At 75.6% G+C, this 14,463-nt stretch carries 9 protein-coding genes; 1 reads left to right on the top strand and 8 read right to left on the bottom strand.

The window, feature by feature from the left end:
* Positions 1 to 62: 62 nt before the first annotated feature.
* Together ACIRQF_RS37355 and ACIRQF_RS37350 are read right to left on the bottom strand one after the other, a co-directional pair.
* Positions 63 to 3,365, bottom strand: coding sequence for an FtsX-like permease family protein (locus ACIRQF_RS37355; RefSeq protein ID WP_404099377.1), 3,303 nt, complete (start codon positions 3,363 to 3,365; stop codon positions 63 to 65).
* A 162-nt stretch (positions 3,366 to 3,527) separates the two neighbouring features.
* Positions 3,528 to 3,932: a globin gene (locus ACIRQF_RS37350; protein WP_376630537.1), complete on the bottom strand. Its 405-nt coding sequence runs from the start codon at positions 3,930 to 3,932 to the stop codon at positions 3,528 to 3,530.
* 141 nt (positions 3,933 to 4,073) lie between these two features.
* Between ACIRQF_RS37350 and ACIRQF_RS37345 the strand changes: the two genes are divergently transcribed.
* Positions 4,074 to 5,039: a methyltransferase domain-containing protein gene (locus ACIRQF_RS37345; RefSeq protein ID WP_389756503.1), complete on the top strand. Its 966-nt coding sequence runs from the start codon at positions 4,074 to 4,076 to the stop codon at positions 5,037 to 5,039.
* Between the two features lie 61 nt (positions 5,040 to 5,100).
* Here ACIRQF_RS37345 and ACIRQF_RS37340 read toward each other — a convergent pair whose 3' ends face one another.
* From ACIRQF_RS37340 to ACIRQF_RS37315, 6 genes are all read right to left on the bottom strand, one after another.
* Positions 5,101 to 6,453 (bottom strand): FHA domain-containing protein, encoded by a 1,353-nt coding sequence (locus ACIRQF_RS37340; protein WP_404099373.1) that lies wholly within the window; start codon positions 6,451 to 6,453, stop codon positions 5,101 to 5,103.
* A gap of 47 nt (positions 6,454 to 6,500) precedes the next feature.
* Positions 6,501 to 7,835 (bottom strand): VWA domain-containing protein, encoded by a 1,335-nt coding sequence (locus ACIRQF_RS37335; RefSeq protein WP_404099371.1) that lies wholly within the window; start codon positions 7,833 to 7,835, stop codon positions 6,501 to 6,503.
* Between the two features lie 86 nt (positions 7,836 to 7,921).
* Positions 7,922 to 9,505: a PP2C family serine/threonine-protein phosphatase gene (locus ACIRQF_RS37330; protein WP_404099506.1), complete on the bottom strand. Its 1,584-nt coding sequence runs from the start codon at positions 9,503 to 9,505 to the stop codon at positions 7,922 to 7,924.
* Between the two features lie 2 nt (positions 9,506 to 9,507).
* Positions 9,508 to 11,937, bottom strand: a complete 2,430-nt coding sequence (locus tag ACIRQF_RS37325; protein ID WP_382482581.1) for a tetratricopeptide repeat protein — start codon at positions 11,935 to 11,937, stop codon at positions 9,508 to 9,510.
* A 59-nt stretch (positions 11,938 to 11,996) separates the two neighbouring features.
* Positions 11,997 to 13,274, bottom strand: coding sequence for a hypothetical protein (locus ACIRQF_RS37320; protein ID WP_376630530.1), 1,278 nt, complete (start codon positions 13,272 to 13,274; stop codon positions 11,997 to 11,999).
* A 16-nt stretch (positions 13,275 to 13,290) separates the two neighbouring features.
* A complete protein-coding gene (locus tag ACIRQF_RS37315; RefSeq protein ID WP_404099368.1) occupies positions 13,291 to 14,454 on the bottom strand; it encodes a glutamate ABC transporter substrate-binding protein in 1,164 nt (387 codons plus the stop codon).
* Positions 14,455 to 14,463: the final 9 nt, after the last annotated feature.

Genomic DNA, 14,463 nt, shown 5'->3' with positions numbered 1-14,463 from the left:
GGCGTTCGCCTTTCCGCGGGCGGGGGTGGACGGCTGCCGCGGTGCGCGGCCGGCCGGCGGCATCAGCTCTCCCCCTGGGTGCGCAGCGTGACGGCCGGGTCGGTGCGGCGCAGCGCGATGGTGCCGACGACGACCAGCGGCAGCGCGGCCACGGCGACGAGCAGCAGGGCCACGTGGCCGGCGGGGAGTTCGACCAGGACGGCCGGCACGGGCCGCTCCGCCTGTCCGGTGAGCACGATCAGCGGGACGACCGCCCGGGTGAGGACGGTGCCGAGCGCGACGCCGACGACCAGGCCGATGCCGATGAGCAGGCCCTGCTCGGCGGCGACCAGCCGGGCCAGCTGCCGTCGGGGTGCGCCGAGCGCGCGCAGCACCCCGAACTCCCTCGACCGCTCCCGCAGGGAGCCGGCCGAGCCGACCGCGAAGCCGACCGCGGCGAGCGCCGCGGCGGCCGCCGCCACCGCCATGAGGGCGGAGTTGGGGCCCGCGCCGAGCGGGTCCCCGAGCAGTTCGGCGGCGGCCTCGTCCCGGACGAGGACCAGGGTGGGGTCGGCGTCCGGGCGGGCCCGCAGCGTCGCGGCGACCTCGGCCGCCTTGCCGGGCGCGGTGGTGAGCCACCACTCGGTGGGCACCAGGGTCGCGGTGGGGGTGGTGGACAGGGCCCGGTTGGCCGTGGAGAGGTCGACGAGCACGGCGCCGCCGCTGTCCGGGGTGGCGGCGGACGCGGTCGCGGAGACGGCGCGGGCGCCCGGCCCGGTGGTGGGCAGTTCGTGCACGACGCCGGCGATCGTGACGTTCAGCGTGGAGCCGCTGAAGGTGACGTCGACCCGGTCGCCCTGCCGGGCCTTGGTGGCGGCGAGGAACGCGTCGGTGGCGAGCGCGGGGACCGACTTCGGCGGCGCGGGGCGCGGCGCGGACAGCGTCAGGGTGTAGCCGTCGGTGCCCCATCCGGCCTCGTCCGCGGCGACGAAGTAGCTGACGGCGAGCGGGGCGGCTGCGGTGGGCGTGCCGCGCAGCGGGGCGCTCGTGATCTCGCCGCCGGTCTTCTCCGCCGTGTACTCGCCGGCCCAGGCGGGGAGGGCGGCGCGGGCGTCGAGCGGCTGCTCCGCGCCGCCGGTGAGGACCGCGACGAGCCTCTCGGCGGTGAGCAGGTGCTGTCCGGCCCGCTCGGCCTCGTTCTGCCCGCGGACTTCGAGGCCGGTCAGGCCGAAGCCGCCGACGTCGCCGAGTTCGGGCAGGTTCACGGTGAGCGGGTGAACGCGCCCGTCGGCCGGCAGGCTGCCGAGGAGCCGGCGGTACGGGACGCCGTAGGCGTCCTCCAGGACGGCGGTGATCCGGCCGGCGGAGGTGCCGGCGGGTGCGGTGTCGCGCAGCTCGACCCGCAAGGCGCGGGTGCCGGCCGGCAGCGCGATCCCGGGGCGCGGCCCGGCCTTCGGCATGACGGCGCCGAGCCGTGCGGCGGGGGAGCCGTCGGCGAGGTCGGAGCGGAAGCGCAGGCCCTCGGCGGCGTGCCGGGTGTCGACGGCCAGGACGGTCGCGTTCTTTCCGGCGATGTCGGTCGTGGAGCGGTGCACGGGCGCCGCCGCGCGGACACCGGGCACGGCCGCGAGGCGTTCGGTCTGCGCGGCCTCGCCCGGGCCCGCGCCGAGCACCCGGATGCTGGTGCCGGTGCGGAAGTCGGCCTGGTCGCGCTGCGAGCGGTTCCAGGAGTCGCTCTGGCCGATCGCGAGCATGCCGAGGGCGACGGCGAGGACGAGCAGCAGGACGGGGCCGGCGCCGCGCAGCGGGCGGCGGCTGAACTGCCAGCCGGCGAGGGCCGCGGGAAGGCCCCGGCCGCCGGCCGCGCGCCGCTCGGCCAGCTTGGCGGCGGGCGGCAGCAGACGCAGCGTCAGGACGGTGCCGGCGAGCAGCGCGAGGGCGGGCGCCGCCACCAGGAGCGGGTCGACGCCGAGGTCGCCGGAGCGGTCGCCGGCCAGTGCGCCGCCGCCTTCGCCGGTCTGCCGGTCGAGCTGCCAGTAGGCGACGCCGGCGATGAGCAGGAGTCCGATGTCGGCCCCGGCCCGTACGGGCGCGGGCAGCGCGGCGGCGCGGCCCTTGCGCAGCGAGACGGCGGTCCCGTCCCCGGCGGCGAGCGCGGGCGCGACGACGGCGCCGGCGCAGCACAGGGCGACGGCGGCGGCGACCAGCCAGACCGCCGCCGGGGGAGTGGCGTCGAGCGAGCCGAGCGCGTCGAGCGCGGAGCGGTCGGCGAAGAGCCGGGTCAGCGGGCCCGCGAGCAGGGGGGCGGCGACGGCGGCGGGCAGTGCGAGGAGCAGGGCCTCGGCGGTGGCGAGCCCGGCGATGCGGCGGCGCGAGGCGCCGCGGGCGCGCAGGAGTTCGGTCTCGCCGGAGCGCTCGGTGCTGAGCAGCCGGGCGACGAGCAGCAGGGCGTAGGCGGCGAGCAGGACGAGCTGCACGGCCACGATGGACAGGGTGGAGCGGGAGACGAGCAGGGCGCGGCCGGTCTGCTCCAGGACGGTCGGCAGCGAGGTGGACGCGGTGACGGTGGTGCCGAACCGGGCGGTGTCCGTGACCAGCGTCTTCGGACCCTTGGTGGCGGCGGCGCCGAGGGCGTCCATCCGGTCGGTGGTGACGCCGGTGTAGTCGGCGCCGGCCAGCCAGCGGGTCTCGCCGGTGGTGACCCGGCCGCCGGTCAGGACACCCGGGGCGGTGAGCAGCGGGCCGTACGTGGTGAAGACGACGGTCTTCACGCCGCGGCCGCCCGCCGGGTCGAGCTGCCAGTACAGGTCGGAGGTGTCGGTGGGCCGGTAGAGACCGGTGATCCTCGTCCTGAGGGGCTTGCCGCCGAGCCGGTCGGTGAGGTCGAGGACGGTGCCGGGGGTCACCTTGAGCCGCTTCGCGGCCTCTTCGGGGAGGGCGCTCTCGATCGTGTCGCGCGGCCCGGTGGCCTTCGGCCAGGAGCCGCTGACCAGGGTGAGCCGCGAGCGGTCGAGCGCGGCGAAGTGGGTGAGGTCGGGGTCGCCGGCCCGGGCGGCGGGCGGCTGGAGGGCGCGGGGCAGCGCGTACGGCCCGGAGCGCTCCAGCTTGCGCAGGTCGGTGGGCAGCCCGTCGAAGGTGAGGGCGGCGCCCTCGCGGACGGCGGCGTCGGCGCTCGCGCGCTTGTCGGGCGGGATCTGCCCGGTCACGACGAGGGCGGCGGCGGGAGCCGAGGGGCCGCGCAGGGTGCTCTGGAGGGCGGCGTCGCCGATCGAGCCGGAGAAGGCGGCGAGCGTGGCGAGGACGGAGGTCGTCAGGAGGACGGCGAGCAGGGCGGCCGCGAGGAGCAGGCGGTGTGCCCTGACCCGGAGCAGTACGAAGCCCGTCACCCGTTTCCCCCCTGAAAACAACGTGATCGTTCACTATCGAACGTTCATCGGATGCTTTCAGAGGGCACCGGGTCTGGAAACCGCTTTCACGCGCACCTTGATGCGATCGTGACCGTTATTCGGCGCCCCGTCACCGGAATGTGTTCGTCCGGGAGCGGGCGGTCAGTCCGCGGTGTTGATCATCGATGCGGCGGCGTACGTCAGGTACTGCCACAGCTGGTGCTCCAGCTCCGGCGCGAGCCCCAGCCCGTCCACCGCGTCCCGCATGTGCCGCAGCCAGGCGTCGTGCGCCGCCCGGTCCACCGTGAACGGGGCGTGCCGCATCCGCAGCCGGGGGTGGCCGCGGTGGTCGCTGTAGGTGCGGGGGCCGCCCCAGTACTGCATGAGGAAGAGCACGAGACGCTCCTCGGCCGGGCCCAGGTCCTCCTCCGGGTACATCGGCCGCAGCAGCGGGTCCTCCGCGACTCCCTCGTAGAAGCGGCGGACCAGGCGCCGGAAGGTCTCCTCGCCACCCACCTGCTCGTAGAAGGTCTGCTCCTGAAGCGTGCCGCGCGGAATCTCGTTCACCGTTCCATCGTCTCAGATGCCCCGGCCGAGGACCGGAGGTCTAGGACCCCTGGCCGGAAGGCACCGCCGGGACCGCCACGGCCGGCCGTCGCCGGACGGCAGCGGTGGCCGGATCGGGGCCGGGCGCCGCACCCTGGATCCATGCGCGACATGTTCGCCGAGGAGGGCGCACGGGCCCGGCGGGCGCTGGTCCGCGAGATCGAGGCGTACGGCGCCCTGCGCGACCCCGCCTGGCGGGCCGCCTTCGACCAGGTCCCGCGCCACCTCTTCGTGCCCTACTACTACGTCCCCGGCGCCGGCGGCTACGAACGCCTCTGGTCCGGCGACCCCGACCCCGGGCGCCGCACCCGCTGGCTGCGCGGCGCCTACCGGGACGGCGCCCTGGCCACCCGGGTCAGGGACGGCGAGCTGGTCTCCTCCGCCAGCCAGCCCTCGCTCATGGCGCGCATGCTGGAGGCCCTCGACCCCCGCGAGGGCCACGACGTCCTGGAGATCGGCGCGGGCTCCGGCTACCACGCGGCGCTGCTCTGCCACCGGCTCGGTGACGCGCACGTCACCACCCTCGACCTCGACGAGGAGATCACCGAGGCCGCCCGCAACCATCTGGCCGCCGCCGGCTACCGGCCCGCGGTGCTCACCGGCGACGGCGCCCGCGGCTGTCCCGAGCGCGCCCCCTACGACCGGATCGTCGCGACCTGCGCGGTGCCCTCGATCCCGTATTCCTGGCTCGACCAGTCCCGGCCGGACGCCCGGATCCTCGCCCCGCTCTCCACCGGTCTGATCCTGCTCGCCGTCCGCGACCCGGGCCACGCCGAGGGACGCTTCCTGGCCACCCCCGCCTACTTCGTCGCCCTTCGCGGCGGCAGCGCCCACACCCCGCGGACCTGGACGGCCGGGGTGCCGCGGCGGGTGTACGAGGACGAGCGGTTCCAGTTCCTGGCCGGTCTGGCCGGGGAGGCCCTGGACACGCGCGAAGCGCTCTCGCTCTGGCAGCGCGAACGGCGGCCGGAGCGGGAGCGCTTCGGGGTGACGGTGAGCGGCGGCCGGCAGTGGGCCTGGCTGGACGACCCCGAGGGGCCGTACGCCTGGCCGCTGCCGGACCGGTAGACCCGTCCGCCGGATCGCGCCGGATACCGCCGGATCGCGCCGGACAGGTCGTGTCCCGGGGCTAGCCCCGGCGGACGGTGATCGTCGTCCAGGCGCCCACGTGCACCCGGTCGCCGTCCTGGAGCTGCACCGGCACGTAGGGCTGGATCGGGTCGGCGGAGCCGTTGATCGTCGTGCCGTTGGTGGAGTTCTGGTCCACCACCGCCCACGAGCCGTCCGGCTGCTGCACGAGCACCGCGTGCTGGTGCGAGACGCCCGGGTCCTCCGGCGGCACCGACAGGTCGATGTCGGGCGACTCGCCGGTGGAGTGCCGGCGGCGGCCGATGCTGATCTGGTTGCCCTGGAGCTGGATGTGCTGCTCGGGCGAGTACGCGGGCAGGTTGAGCCCCGAGGCCTCCGGGCCGCTGCGCTGCATCATCGCCATGAAGTACTCGCGGTCCGGGCCGACCAGTGCGGTCCAGCCGAGCTGCGGCTGTGGGGCCTGGGGGGCCTGCGGCTGCTGGAACTGCGGCGGCGGACCCTGCGGAGCGTGGCCCTGCGGGGCGTGGCCCTGCGGACCCGGGCCCTGCGGTCCGGGGTGTCCGCCCGGGCCGTGCTGCGGCGGGGCCTGCGGACCGGGACCCTGCGGACCGGGACCCTGCGGACCCGGACCGGCCTGGCCCGGGAAGGGGCCGCCGTGGCCGGGCAGCGGCGGTGCCGCGGGGTGCGGGGCGGGAGCGTGCGGGGCCGAGGGCGGCGGCAGCATCCAGTCGTCGTCGGCACGCGGCTGCGGCGGCGCGGGCGGCGGCGGAGCCTGCGGGAACGCCTGCGGTGCCTGGGCCTGAGGGGCATGGGGTGCCTGCGGGGCCTGCGGCGGGCCGGCCATCGGCGGACGCTGCGGCGGCGCCTGGTGGTGCGTGGGATCGGCACCCAGCGGCTCGGCCGGCCGGTTCACCTGTGAGGGCCGTGAACCCTGGTACTCGTACGGGTCCGGGTGCTGCGGCTGCTGCGGCGGAGACTGGAAGCCGGGCGGCAGGTTGAGCCCGGGCGGCGGGCCCTGCGGCGCGGCCGGCGGCGGGCCGGGCTGCGCGTGCTGCGGGGCGATCGGCGTGTACGAGGTGGCCGTGTTCGTGAGGAAGTTCCAGCGGCACTCCTCGCAGAACGGCGCCATGTGCTCACGGGGCGTGCGGCACTGCGGGCACAGCTCGGCCTGGGCGGTCGCGTTCGGGTCGTAGCCCCCCGGGGCCGGCGGCGGCACGGGGGCGCCGGGACCACCCGGCCCGGCCGGGCCGGGGTAGCCGTACGCGGGAGGCGGCGGCGGGGGAGGCGGCGGTACGGCACCCGTCGGCGCACCCGCCCCGGCCGCCATGCGGTGGCCGCAGACCTCGCACCAGTCGTCGGAGACCGACTGGTGTCCGTTCGGGCAGGTCGGCATGTCGGTGCTTCCCCCCTCTCCTCGTCCCTTACGGCCCTGTGTGTCCGTTACTTCTTGACGCGTACGGTCTTGGTGGAACGGGTCTCGAGAGTCATCTCGTCCGCTTCCGCGACCTTCGCCTTCAACCGCACAGTACCCGTCGCGGCGTCGACCACGTCCACCACCTTCGAAAGGAGTTTCGCCGTATCGGCGTTGCCGGAGACCGCCGCCAGCTGCACCGCGCGCCCCAGCTTGGCGGTCGCTCCGTCGGAATCACCCGATTTGCGGGCATCGAGACCCTGCTGGATGACGTCGGCGAGCTCGGCCTGGCCCGTGTAGTGCGCGACCTGCGGGTTGATGGACGTGGACATCACCATGTCGTCCGTCCACACCGCCCGTACCAGTCCTTGGGACAGCGTCGTCGGCGTACCGCCCGCCGGGTCCGGGACGATCAGCGAGACCCGGGCGGCCAGCATCTCCTGCCCGATCGCGGCCTCCGGCACGCGGACGGACACGTGGTAGTCACGGGACTCGTCGCCCCAGGATCCGGTCGGGTAGTCCCCGGCGCGCGGGCCCGCCTCGGTCCGCCGCCCGGTCAGGTCCTCGACGCTCGGGGCCACCTGCTTCAGGAAGCCGATCTCCACGCCGACCGGGGTCCACAGGCGCAGCGCGACGTCCGCGACCTCCTTGCCCATGGCCTTTTCCATCATCGTCGTGAAGTCGGCGGCGAGACCGGCCGGGTCGGCGACGATGTCGGCCGTGCCGAGCAGTGCCCGGGCGATGCCCCGCACCTCCTCGACCTCCCAGTCGGTACCCACCCCGCGGGCGTCGCACGTGAACCGGCCGGCGCAGGCGTCCAGGGCGGCCTTCAGCTCCTCCGGCTTCTCGTGCTCGTTGCGTCCGTCGGTCAGCAGCACGCCGTGCCGGATCGCCGCGTCGGCGGAGGACAGCAGCCGGTCGGCGAGGCGCAGCCAGGTGCCGATGGCGGTGCCGCCGCCCGCGCTCAGGGAACGCAGCGCGTCCTTGGCCTCGGCGCGGGTGCGCCCGTCGGCGACGGCGAGCCGCCCGTTGCCCGGGTAGACCTCCTTCGCCACGTGCGTGCCGGCGACGACGGCGAAGGAGGTGCCGTCGCGCAGGGTGTCGATCGCGGCGGCGGTCGCCTCGCGGGCGCCGCGCATCTTCGCCCCCGGATAGTCCATCGAGCCGGAGCAGTCGAGCATCAGGACGACCGCGGCGGAGCCGCCGGTGGCCGGCAGCGGGGTGGCGTGGGTGCCGCCGGTGCCGCCTCCGGTGGAGGTGACGGTGACGATCGCGTTGACGTCCCGACCGCCCTCCGGCAGGTACTCGTTCTGGTACACGTCCACCGAGAACTGCGGCCCGGTCGGCTTGGAGAAGTTGGCCATGGGTGATTCGGCTCCTCGGCTCACGAGGGGAAGGGAAGATCGGGTCTCGGGGTCTCGGCGTCCCGGACGGGGCGGCCGCGCGCGGGCTAGGCGGATCCTGCCCCGGGGGACGGGAGGGCGAACGGCAGCAGCGCGACCGTGATGTTGTCGTGCCCGCCGCCGTCCAGGGCGTGGCCCACCAGCACCTGCGCGGCGTGCAGCGGACGCTCGCCGGCGTCCGGCGGCATGACCCGGGCCATGTCCGCGGCGCCCTCCGCGTAGTTCCACAGACCGTCGGTGCAGACGACGACCACCCCCGGCCGGTCCGGCTTGAACGCGGCGGTGTGCGGCTCCAGTTCGTACGAGTCGGCGCCGAGCCAGCCGGTGATGGCGTGCGCCCGCTCGTCCGCGTACGCCTGTGCCTCGTTCATCAGGCCCGCCGCGACCATCTGCGCGGCCCACGAGTCGTCCTCGGTGAGCCGGGCGGGCGGCGAACTGCGGTCGTCCGGAACCCAGTAGGCCCGGCTGTCGCCGACCCAGCCCACGATCAGCAGCCCGCCGGCCACGATCGAGCCGACGATGGTGCAGGCCGGGGCGTTCTGGTGCTCCCGGTCGGCCGAGCCGCGCTCTGCCAGGGCGTCGACCGCCTCGGCGGCGGCCACGATGGCCTCGTGCATGGCCTGCTGCGCGTGCGTGCCGCGCGGCAGCGCCGCGACGAGCACGTCGCGCGCCGCGGCGGCCGCGGCGCTGGAGGCCTCGTCGGGGCGGGTCGCCGAGGACACGCCGTCGCAGACGACGGCGAGCGCGGCGGGGGACCCGTCCGGCAGGACGGCCTGCGCGACGGCGAAGGAGTCCTCGTTGCGGTGGTGCCGCAGACCCCGGTCGCTGACCGCGGCGACCGAGGGCAGCTCCTGCTCCATGTGGTCCCGCTCGCGCGGCTGCGCGTGACCGCAGTGCTCGCAGTACCCGTCCCCGTCCACCCGTCCGGCCCGGCAGGCCACGCAGACCTTCCGCCCGTCGCCCGCGGAGCCGTGCCCGGGAACCGGCTCGCGCGTCGGCTCCGGCCCGGTCCCGCCCGCGGGCTCGGGCGCCGGCGCGGTCCCGGGAGCGGGCGCTGCCCGGGGCGCGGGCTCGGCCTGCAGGGCGGCGCGCGGGTCGGGTGCGGCGAGCGTGAAGTCGTCGTCGGAGGAGGATCCGCTTGCGGGTGCGGGTGCGGGTGCGGGTGCGGGTGCGGGTGCGGGTGCGGGTGCCGGCGCGGATGCGGGTGCCGGGGCGGACGCCGGGGTCGGTGCCGAGGGTGCCGCAGGTGCCGCGGGTGCTCCCGGCGTGGTCGGGTCGGTCGGCGCGGTCGGACCCGCCGGCGCCGTCGGACTCGCCGGGCCGCCCGGTGCCGGGGCCTGCGGGACCTCGTCCGTGCGGACCGGGATCGTCGGGAGGTCGCGGCCGCCCGAGTCGGTGCCCGGCAGGTCGCCGGGATGCTGGGTCGCCGTGGTGAGCGACTGGGGGTCGCGGGGCGGCGGCTCCGGCCAGTCCACGGGCAGGGCGATCGGGACCGTCGGCCGGTCCGGCTCGGGGCTCGCGGCCGACAGGTCGTAGCCGCACGCCCCGCAGAAGCGGTCGCCGGACTCGAGCGGCTCCGAGCAGCCGGGGCAGGTCCCCAGGGGATGCGGGGGCTTGGGCTTCAGGGACATACTCACACCCACGTCCTGGGGCGGAAACGGTTGGCCCGCTCCACCAGTTCGATCCTCTCATCGCCCTGCTGGGCGAGCCGGGCGAGCACCCGGTACGAGCGTTCGAGGCCGAAGCGCAGTCCGCGCTCGTCCAGTTCGCTGCCGAGCAGCACGGTGCCGGCCGGGCCCGCGCCGGGGCTGCCGGACAGCACCCAGTCGAGCGCCGTGCCGAGCACCTCGGTCGCCAGCCGCTCGCGGCGCACCGCGTCCAGGCCGAAGCCCTGCAGCGCGGAGACCTGCGCGGCGGCGGCGGTCAGATCGGCGCCCAGCGGCTCGTTCGTCGGCCGGCGGCGCAGCCGGGCCCGGACGGCGGCGACCCGGGCGGCCGTGTAGTGGATCGACGACTCCGGCACGGACTCCAGCGTGCGCACCGCGCCCGCCCGGTCGCCGGCCGCGAGCTGCACCCGGGCGAGTCCGAAGGCGGCGCTCACATAACTGGGGTCGGTCGCCCACACCAGGCGGTAGTACTCCGCCGCGTTGTCCAGCTGGCCGAGCACCTCGGCGCAGACGCCGAGCGCCAGCTTGGGCGCAGGCTCGCCGGGGAAGGCGTCGTAGATCGCGTCGAAGGAGAGCGCGGCGCTCTCCCGGTCGTCGCCGGCCAGCGAGGTCACACCCCGGTACCAGACGACCCGCCAGTCGTCGCCGTAACCCTGCTCCAGGGCGGCGAGCGCCTGCCCCGCGGCCGCGAGGTCGCCCATCTCCAGGCGCGCCCGCAGCTCGCGCAGCCGCAGTTCGAGCGAGGGGACCGGCGCCGCGTGCAGGGCGGTGAGCAGTTCGCCGGGGGCGGCGGCGAGCAGACCGGCGAGGAAACCGGCGTTGGGGTCGCCCGGGTCGACCCGCGGCACCGGCAGGGCGAGTGCGGTCGCCGCCACGTCGAGCGGGCGCAGGAAGCTGCCGCCGCGCCCGACGACGGAGGTCGGCAGGCTCTTCCGGCGGCCGCGCCGGGGGTCGCGCGCGCCGAGGACCGACACGTCCTCGGTGAGCTCGGCGAACAGCTCGGTGTCGGTCACCCGTGTCTCCGCGCCGAACAGCGTCGACAGGGCGGGCCGCGGCCGGCCCGACTGGAGGGCGACGACCTCGCGCAGTACGCCCGTCAGCTGCTCGGCCATCTCCTGGGCGGAGGCGAAGCGGCGGGCCGGGTCGGGGTCCGTGGCCCGCACCAGGAAGCGGTAGAACGACTCGTAGGTCCGCAGGACGTCGATGCCGTCCGGCTCCGGCAGCGAGTCCACGAAGACGTTCGTGTAGCCCTGGAAGTCGAAGGTGAGGACGGCCAGCGTGCGGGCCACCGTGTAGAGGTCGCTGGCCACGGACGGGCCGACCTCGGCGACCTCGGGGGCCTGGTAGCCGACGGTGCCGTAGATCGCCGACTCCTCGTCGTCCATCCGCCGGACCGCGCCCATGTCGATGAGCTTCAGCTGGTCCTCGGTCTGGATCGCGTTGTCGACCTTGAAGTCGCAGTACAACAGGTTGCGGCTGTGCAGATGGCCGAGCGCCTCCAGGGCCTCGATGCCGTACGCGCAGGCCTGCTCGACGGGCAGCGGGTCGCGCCGCCCGTCCGGGGTACGCCGGTCGTTGGCGATCTCCTTGAGGGACTTGCCGCCCACGTACTCCATGACGATGTAGCCGTCCAGGGAGCCCGTGCGCTGGTCCAGGTGCTCGACGAAGTTGTAGATGCGGACGATGTTGGAGTGCTCGATCTCCGCGAGGAAGCGGCGCTCGGAGATCGCCGCGGCCATGGCGTCCTGGTCGCCGGTGTCGAGCAGGCCCTTGAGGACCACCCAGCGGTCCGAGACCGCCTTGTCGACCGCCAGGTAGACCCAGCCGAGCCCGCCGTGGGCGAGGCAGCCCGCCACCTCGTACTGCCCGTGCACCACGTCCCCGGCGCGCAGCTTCGGCACGAAGGAGTACGGGTGGCCGCACTTGGTGCAGAAGCCCTCGGTACGGCCCGGCCGCTCGCCGCGCGAACGTCCCACCGGGGCGCCGCAGTCGGAACGCGAGCAGAATCGCTTCCTCTCCGGCACCTCCGGGTTCTCCATCACCGCCGCGCGAGGGTCGGGGCGCGGCACCTCCGGCACCGTCACCAGACCCGCGCCCAGCCGGCCCCGCCCCGACTGGCCGCCCGTCGAACCCGAGCTGCGCACCGACACCGAAGGGGCCGTGCTCCGCCCCGAGACCGCGCGCGAGAGCCGCCCGGACACCGAACGCCGGGAGGCCGAGGACCGCGACGAGCGGGTCGAACGCGCCGAACCGCGCGAGGCCGCCGAGCCCGAACGGCCCGACTCGGGGCCCGAGCCGCCCGCCGCCAGCCCGGTCGGCGTCGACTGCAGCATGCCTCCGGGAGCGACGACCGGGGCGAGACCACAGGTGTCGCAGTACAGCTCGCCGCCTCCCATGTCCTCGTACGAGCCCTCGCACGACGGACGCTGACAGCTGCTCACTCCGGACTCCCCGCTCACCACTGACTCCCCCTGCCGTCCCTCGGCCCCGACAGCACCTCGGCCACCGCCTGCTGGTAACGCAGCACCGCCTGCTCGGCGGCCCGCAGATCGCAGGGGGCGCTCCACAGCATGCGGCGGGCCAGGTCGTACCGCTCGATCAGCAGCGGATCCTCCGCCGCGCCGAGCCGGGCCACCTTCGCCTTGTACGCGTCGAGCCGGCCACGCAGCTCGGCGCGGACCGCCAGCGGCGCGGTCACCGCCGTCAGCGACTCGCGGGCCCGCAGCAGTTCGTCCTCCGCCTCCCGCTCCAGGGAGTCCAGGAGCGGCGACAGCCGGTGCCACCGGGCGTGCCTGCGGTGCTCGGCGGCCGAGACGAGCCGCTCCTGGAGCGCCGTCGGCGGTCCGCTGACGGCGGGCACCTCCGAGGCGGCGATCTTCGCGAGCACCTCGCCGCGGGCCGCCCGGGCCTCGGCGAGCGTGCGGTCCGCCCGGGACAGCACGTCCCGCAGCCGCAGCAGCCGGTCCTCGGAGTCCTGCCGGACCTGGAGCACCGCCTCGATCTCGCGCCGGATGTCCTCCAGGGCGCGGGCCGCCGTGTCGTACCGCCCGGTGTCGGGGCGGCCGCCGCCGGGCGCCGAACTGCCCGGCGCGGGAACCCAGAAGGCCAGCGGGTCGGACACGACCTGGGTACGCAGCGCCGACAGCTCGGCCGTGATCTCCTCCAGCTCGTCGCCGGCCGGGTGCTCCCCGGGCCGCACCCCGACCGAGTGCGCCAGGGACCGGGTCCGGCCGAGCTCGGCCGCCAGGAGGTCTATCCGGGCGGGCAGCGCCGACCAGACGGCGTCGGCCGTCACCACCACGTCGAGCGAGGACGCGTACAGCTCGTTCATCCGCCGCACGAGGCCGTCCAGGGTGAAGCGCTCGGACAGCCGCTCCTGCTCCCGCGCCGCGCCCGGCACGTGCACGCTCTCGCCGCGCAGCCGGTCGGTGAGCTCGGTCAGCTCCTCCCGCCCGGGCCAGCGGCGCCGGGCCCGCACCTCACGGGCGTCGTGCAGGGCGGCCGTGTAGGTGTCGAAGTACGCCCACAGCAAGGTGATCGTCCGCTCGGTGGCCTGCCAGCGGTCCCGGGTCGTGCCGGTCAGCTCGGCGCCTTCGAGCAGCCTGCGGCCGGCGTGGTCCTGGAGCGCGAGGAGCGAGTCCTCGACCGCCTTGTGCTCCGCGCCGAGCCGCGCCAGCGCACGGTCCACCTCGTCCCGGTCCATTACCGGCCCGGGGGGTCCCGCGACGCCCATCGATCACCTCTCGCTTCTACTTGTACTTGGGTGCGGGCGGCCCGGATATGCCGGGCAGGTCCGCCTTCAGCCACTTCGCGTACGCAGCCTGCCAGGGGCCCTGCCGGTACTGCACGAGCACCTGGTTGACCCGGCGGACCAGGTCGTCGTTGCCCAGCTTGGCGGCCACCCCGTAGTACTCGGTGGTGAAGGGCCTTCCCTTCAGCTCGACCGCCGGGTCCTGGGCCGCCTGGCCGGCGGCCAGCGCGTTGTCCGTGAGCACCGCGTCGACCTCGCCCATCTGGAGCCGGGCCAGGCAGTCCAGCTGGTTGGGCACGGTCAGCAGGTCCGGGTCGTCCTTGGTGCCGTCGCCCACGTCCTTGTAGACCGCGCCGAACGACTTCTCCTCCAGGGCCTCGTGGGCCGTGGAGCCCTCGGCGGTGCAGATCCGCTTGCCGCTCAGGGAGTTGTCGTATCCGGTGATGGGGGAGGACTTGGGCGCGAGGATCTGCTGGCCGACCTGGAAGTAGGCGGTGGAGAACGCGACCTGCTGGATCCGCTTGCAGTTGATGGTCATCGTGCGCACCACGAGGTCGACCTTGTCGCTCTCCAGGGCGGCGATGCGCTGATTGGTCGGAATGGTGCGGAAGATGATCGCGTTCTCGTCGCCGAGGATCCCCTTGGCGATGGCCTTGGCCAGGTCGATGTCGAAGCCCTGCAGTTCGCCGGGGGTCTCCTTGACCGAGCCGTCGGCGAGCCGGGTGACCGTGGGCGGAGTCCGGAAGCCCCACTTGTAGCTGGACTGGTCGACGCCCACGACCAGCTTGCCCCGCTCCTTGATCCTGGCGACCGCGGGTCCGTCGGCGGCCGAGGGCGTGAGCGAGGCATCGGGGTCCCGGCAGGTCTCCGCGTGCTCCGCGCTCACCTGGATCCCGCGGCCCACGCCCGGCCCGGAGCCGGCGGGCCCGGCAGGGTCGCCGGCGCCGGTGCGCGGCAGCGCGAACAGGGCGAGCGAGGCGGTCAGTCCGCAGGCCACCGCCATGGCCGCGACCCCGCCCCAGCCGCGCAGCCGCGCGAGGCCGCGGGGGGCCGGCCGGGACCCGTACCCGGAGCCGCCGGTCAGGGCGCCCCGCCGGCTCGCGCGGCCGGCGCCGTCCGGCCCCGCGCCCGCCCCGTTCGTCTGCTCGACGCCGTCCGGCATCCCGCCCCC

It is taken from the genome of Streptomyces sp. NPDC101191 (assembly GCF_044767915.1).
In the GTDB taxonomy this organism is placed as follows: domain Bacteria; phylum Actinomycetota; class Actinomycetes; order Streptomycetales; family Streptomycetaceae; genus Streptomyces.
Note: the sequence above shows the minus strand (reverse complement) of the source record. Positions and strands in the feature narration are given on the sequence as shown.